The organism is Pseudomonas sp. NBRC 111119, assembly GCF_001320125.1.
GTDB lineage: Bacteria > Pseudomonadota > Gammaproteobacteria > Pseudomonadales > Pseudomonadaceae > Aquipseudomonas > Aquipseudomonas parafulva.
Genome location: NZ_BCAV01000090.1, coordinates 1 through 4074, shown reverse-complemented (window position 1 = coordinate 4074; position 4074 = coordinate 1). Strand labels below are relative to the sequence as shown.

At 55.1% G+C, this 4074-nt stretch carries 4 protein-coding genes; all 4 read left to right on the top strand.

Translation table 11 applies throughout. The annotated features are described in order from the left end of the window. Nucleotides 1-399 precede the first annotated feature (399 nt). The 4 genes from APH25_RS24625 to tnpB all read left to right on the top strand — a co-directional run bounded on the left by APH25_RS24625 (nt 400) and on the right by tnpB (nt 3985). Nucleotides 400-1572, top strand: coding sequence for a phospholipase D family protein (locus APH25_RS24625; protein ID WP_060483659.1), 1173 nt, complete (start codon nt 400-402; stop codon nt 1570-1572). 43 nt (nt 1573-1615) lie between these two features. Further along, nucleotides 1616-2167, top strand: a complete 552-nt coding sequence (locus APH25_RS24620; protein WP_060483658.1) for a hypothetical protein — start codon at nt 1616-1618, stop codon at nt 2165-2167. A 234-nt stretch (nt 2168-2401) separates the two neighbouring features. Next, a protein-coding gene (locus tag APH25_RS25380; RefSeq protein WP_156333283.1) for an IS3 family transposase occupies nt 2402-3564 on the top strand; the annotation gives its coding sequence in 2 pieces (ribosomal slippage) (nt 2402-2657 and nt 2657-3564; 1164 coding nt in all). Between the two features lie 61 nt (nt 3565-3625). Further along, nucleotides 3626-3985: an IS66 family insertion sequence element accessory protein TnpB gene (gene tnpB, locus APH25_RS24605; RefSeq protein ID WP_060483656.1), complete on the top strand. Its 360-nt coding sequence runs from the start codon at nt 3626-3628 to the stop codon at nt 3983-3985. Nucleotides 3986-4074: the final 89 nt, after the last annotated feature.

The window sequence follows — 4074 nt, the reverse complement described above, 5'->3', positions numbered from 1 at the left end:
AAGGCAAACTCAGTGGCCAGAGCCACGATGAGTTACACCACTTCCTGGGACACGATCATTTTCAAAATGGCTCACCCACCTCGCACCTGCAGTCCAGGCGACGTCAGTGAAATCTCAAAACCCATCTCCACGTAGCGCCGATGGTGCATCTCACATGCTCTTAGCGCAGCACTATGCCCGTCAGCGGGCCTTACGCCGCCGTCCGCTGCATAGTCCTCCCCCTCATATCGCATGCTTGAAAAGATGCAGCTAGCACCCCACCATAGGTAGCCGGATGCCATCACCCTGCGACCATCCCATGAGATCAGCTTCGAACGCCTTCGGCGGACGGTGCCTCCCATTGCGGTTCACGTTGCAAGGCCCCTCCACTGCAAATCAAAAGCCATGGATGCACACCGTATGGATTTACTGCTGCTGCCTGATAGATCGAAATCGACACTCGCGGATGTCTACAGACGCGCATTTCGCAGGTCGACGCACCTCTATATCGTCAGCGCATATCTGACTAATTGGGATATCCAGGAGGAACTGGGAAAGCAGTGCGAGACCTTCACCTTCATCGTGGGGAAGGATTTTGGTATTACACGCAGGGCCGCCTGCTTTCAGGTGCTCTCTTGGCTCCCTGAAAAGTGGCACGAAGAATTTCTAGTTGCTGAGGGTATCGAAGGCTTCCACCCAAAGGCTATGTTCTGGCGTGAGGTAGGTGGATCGTGCTACGCGCTTGTGGGCTCCTCAAATCTATCTAAAGCTGCTTTTTCATCGAACCACGAAGCAAACGGCTTTTCACTGATTTCAAAGACAAGCTTCAAAGCCGCAGAGGAGTGGATCGAGGGGCTCGCTCACAACTGTGCAACGCTGGACGCCAACTGGCTTGCCGGCTATCAAGAGGCCATACAACCTCCTAAACCTAAACGCCCGGCCCAAAACGACGAAGGCGATAACGGAGGCGTATATGACCTGGTACTCCCAGATCCGCATGTTCTCTCTGGTCTGAAGGATGTCCTGAAAAGACGTCGAGAACAAATGCTTCAGTTCGCTACAACCCGCGCAAAACTGGAATCGGCGTTCCGCTCTGCCTCGGGCAAAAAGAATTGGGACGACAGCGACAGCTTGAGATTCTACGACACACTTAACAGCCTCTGGTCTTACTACAAGGGGAATCGCTTTCAAGGGGCGGGCTGGGAGCGCCAGGGCCGAAGCAGCAATTTTCAAGAGCTCGCTCGAAGCGTAGTGCTCGTATTAGACGCCTCCGAAATTTCTCGGGATCGAGTGGTAAGACTTGAGATTGATCGCTTAGCGACCGAAGGGGTAAGCACACGAGGAGCCCTGTTTTCAGAAATGCTCTGTCAGTTTTTTCCGGATGACTATTACGTCCTCAACTCCCCTATTCGTCATTGGTTGCAAGGGACAGGTGTTTCAAAAGTCAGGGGGGCGACTCAGGGGGCCAACTACATCCGCTCAGCTCGCCTGCTCCGCATCGCCCTAAGCCGTGCCAAAAAATACCCAGCTAAAAACCTGGCCGAGCTTGATGCCGTAATCTGGCGCCACCGCAATCCAGATACGGCAATTTGACGCTCAGATCAGCCAAATAACACTCGTGTCACAAGGAGTCCCTATGCACGATCTTGAAGCGGTTATCCGGGAGGTTCGGAACGCATTGCGGTTTCATAGATCTCGAGCAAGAGTTCACCTCTTCACGATGCTTTTCTTCGCCGTGATGGTGTTCATGGGCTCGCTAGCCTTTGGCAGCTATCTCATTCAGCTCCTCCAAACTACCGCTGGAGCGATCACGGCCGCAAGGTCAGCTGGAATGGAACAGTCCTCACCCGTGGACTTCACAAATTTGGCCGCGGAACACAATTTGGGGTATGTCATGCTCAGTGGCTTCGTGTTGATGCTCTTCTTCGTCTCTGGACTACTTCGCCACCATGTGAAACGAGCGACGGTCAATGAAGACCGGCTGTACCATCTGCTTAAGGTGTCTTGTATGCGTTCACCCGACACTGGGTTGTCTGCTGCTGCGCAGAAGTCGCTGCTTGACCTCCGTGAAAACGAACAAGCCTTGGCAGCAGATGCAGAAGCGCACGGGGGCTTCGCGGTCATCGAGCGCTCACTCGCGTCGCTTAGCCAGAGCGTCGGAGAGATGTCGAAGCGTCGTGGCAAGTAGAGTGTGGCCCAACCTACCATTCAGTGGAGAGCTCACTGCAGGTTGTGTTCGCCTCCAGGTACCGCTTGCTAGAAGAGGGAAGGCAGGTTTAGGGGTTGTGTCTCGGATAGCCCCTCTGCTCATGCCTCCTCGATCTTCCGATGGATGGCGACTAGCTCTGGCATGAATAATGTAGTGGTCTAATGAAACCGGACACCCATTTAGGCGAGAATGCTCGCCACAGAGAGGTGTCTGATGACCAACCAACGTCGTACCTTTACCCCCGAATTCAAGCGTGAAGCTGCTTGCCTGGTGCTCGACCAAGGCTACAGTTATGCCGAAGCAGCCCACTCGCTCGGCTTGGTCGAGTCGGCCCTGCGCCGATGGGTTAACCAGCTTCAGCAGGAACGCGGCGGCATCACGCCCGCCAGCAAGGCGTTGACGCCAGAGCAGCAAAAAATCCAAGAGCTCGAAGCCCGAATCACGCGCCTTGAACGCGAGAAATCAATACTAAAAAAGGCTACCGCGCTCTTGATGTCGGAAGATCTCGAGCGTACTCGCTGATCCGCCAGTTCAGCGCCCATGAGCCCGTTGATTGGTTGTGCGAGGTGTTCGAAGTCACTCGCTCAAGTTACTACGCACACCGTCATAGAAGACGAACTCCGGACGTTGAGCGACTGCGATTGCGCAGTCGAGTGAATGAGCTGTTCACGCGAGGACGAAGTGCGCCCGGCAGCCGTAGCCTCAAGGCAATGATGCAAGAAGAAGGTGAGCAAATCGGGCGGTTTAAGGTGCGCAGCCTGATGCGTGAACTGGCGCTGGTCAGCAAGCAGCCGGGATCACACGCCTACAAAAAGGCGACGGTAGAGCGGCCAGATATTCCGAATATTTTGAACCGTGCGTTTGATGTCGAAGCGCCAAATCAGGTCTGGTGTGGCGACATCACTTACGTTTGGGCGCAGGGCAAATGGCACTATCTGGCAGTTGTCTTGGATCTCTACGCACGCCGAGTGGTGGGCTGGGCCCTATCAGATAAGCCGGACGCAGACCTCGTGGTCAAAGCGCTGGACGTGGCTTACGAACAACGCGGCAAACCTCAAGGGCTGCTGTTCCACTCCGACCAGGGGTCGCAATATGGCAGCCGTCAGTTCCGCCAGAGACTGTGGCGCTACCGCGTGCGCCAGAGCATGAGCCGCCGAGGCAACTGCTGGGATAACGCGCCGATGGAGCGAGTATTTCGTAGCTTGAAATCAGAGTGGATACCGACCACGGGGTACCTGACTGGGCAGCAAGCTCAACGAGACATCAGCCAGTACCTGATGAGCCATTACAACTGGACACGGCCCCACCAGTTCAACGATGGGCTGGCTCCGGCAAAAGCGGAAGAAAAACTCAAAACTGTGTCCGGAATGAGTTGACCACTACACTTACCTGATCCCCGATGCTGTGCTCCCGATTTCTTTCTGGAGCTCGCTCACCATGATGCGACCCGACGCCAAAGTCGAAAAAGTTTACCTCTATCCCAAGCCCGTCGACTTCCGAAAGTCCATCGATGGCCTGGCCGCGCTGGTCGAGCTCGATATCAAAGTGGCGGTGTTCGACCCGGTGCTTTTCGTCTTCCTCAACAAGCCGCGCAACCGGGTGAAGATCCTTTATTGGGAGCGCAACGGCTTTTGCCTATGGCTCAAGCGCTTAGAGTCAGAGCGGTTCAAAACCTCGCCCGATGTCACTGACGAAGTCATTATCCTGACCGTCCAGGAGCTGAACTGGCTGCTCGACGGCTTCGACCTCTGGCGTAACCGTCCGCATCAGGTTTTGACGCCTCGATACGTCGCCTGATTCGGTATAATCCGCGGCATGATTTCCATGCCCGAAGACCTTCCTGACGATCCTATTCTGCTCAAGCAACTGCTTGAACAGATGATCAA

Excerpts from the sequence above, each read along its gene's own strand:
- APH25_RS24625 (WP_060483659.1), top strand. The coding sequence starts at position 400 with ATGGATTTACTGCTGCTGCCTGATAGATCGAAATCGACACTCGCGGAT.
- APH25_RS24620 (WP_060483658.1), top strand. The coding sequence starts at position 1,616 with ATGCACGATCTTGAAGCGGTTATCCGGGAGGTTCGGAACGCATTGCGG.
- tnpB (WP_060483656.1), top strand. The coding sequence starts at position 3,626 with ATGATGCGACCCGACGCCAAAGTCGAAAAAGTTTACCTCTATCCCAAG.